At 61.6% G+C, this 1,177-nt stretch carries 1 pseudogene; it reads left to right on the top strand.

Annotated features, from left to right (window positions below):
* Positions 1-116 precede the first annotated feature (116 nt).
* Positions 117-1,043 (top strand): annotated as a pseudogene (locus GTK01_RS20900) (DUF4158 domain-containing protein); the annotation flags it as partial.
* Positions 1,044-1,177: the final 134 nt, after the last annotated feature.

Below are 1,177 nucleotides of genomic sequence, written 5' to 3'. Positions count from 1 at the left end.
ACGGTGGTTTGAGGGGGGGCGCTGGCCACGAATGATTTGTTCGCTGGAAATGTATCTCAACCAGCTTCATAAACAAAGCGTCTTGAACATCATCGGATTTTGAAAAAGGAACATGGATGCCGCGTCGCGTCACTCTAACCGATCGGCAGAAGGACGCGCTGTTGCGCCTGCCGACCTCGCAGGCGGATTTGCTCAAGCACTATACGCTGAGTGATGAAGACCTTGGACACATCAGGCTGCGCCGACGCGCTCACAACAGGTTCGGCTTCGCCCTGCAATTGTGCGTCCTGCGCTATCCCGGCCGGGTGCTGGCTCCGGGCGAACTGATCCCAGCAGAGATCGTCGAATTCATCGGAGCACAGCTCGGCCTGCTTGCCGACGATCTCGTTGACTACGCCGCCCGCGAGGAAACGCGGCACGAGCATCTTTCCGAACTGCGGGCGCTCTACGGATTCCGCACCTTCTCCGGACGTGGTGCGCGCGAGCTGAAGGATTGGCTGTTTCGGGAAGCCGAGATGGCGGTGTCGAACGAGGATATCGCCCGTCGCTTCGTGATCGAGTGCCGACGCACCCGCACGGTTCTTCCTGCAACATCGACGATCGAGCGGCTTTGCGCCACGGCCCTGGTCGATGCCGAGCGGCGGATCGAGACGAGGATCGCCAGTCGGCTGTCCGTGCCCATCCGGGAACAGTTGCTGGCATTGCTCGAGGAGACGGCCGACGATCGGGTGACCCGCTTCGTGTGGCTGCGTCAGTTCGAGCCGGGCTCGAACTCTTCGTCAGCCAACCGGCTGCTCGACCGGCTCGAATACCTGCAACGTATCGATCTCCCCGAGGAACTGCTGGCCGGTGTTCCTGCTCATCGGATGACACGCCTGCGCAGGCAGGGCGAACGGTACTATGCCGACGGCATGCGCGATCTTCCGGAAGACAGGCGGCTTGCGATTCTGGCCGTTTGCGCGTCGGAATGGCAAGCGATGCTCGCTGACGCCGTGGTCGAAACCCATGACCGGATCGTCGGCAGGCTCTACCGTGCTTCGGAGCGCATTTGGGGTCGGTTCCGGCTGAGGGCGAAATGACACCCTAAGCATGAGCAGGGTTGAGTGCGAGTGTCGGTTGCGGCTAGAGATTGGTCAGATCGTCCGGGTATTGACCGCCCCTCCGGACGAACTGGCTC

Origin of the sequence: Aliihoeflea sp. 40Bstr573 (assembly GCF_024105655.1) — a bacterium.
GTDB lineage: Bacteria > Pseudomonadota > Alphaproteobacteria > Rhizobiales > Rhizobiaceae > Aliihoeflea.
This window is presented reverse-complemented; position numbering and strand designations above follow the sequence as displayed.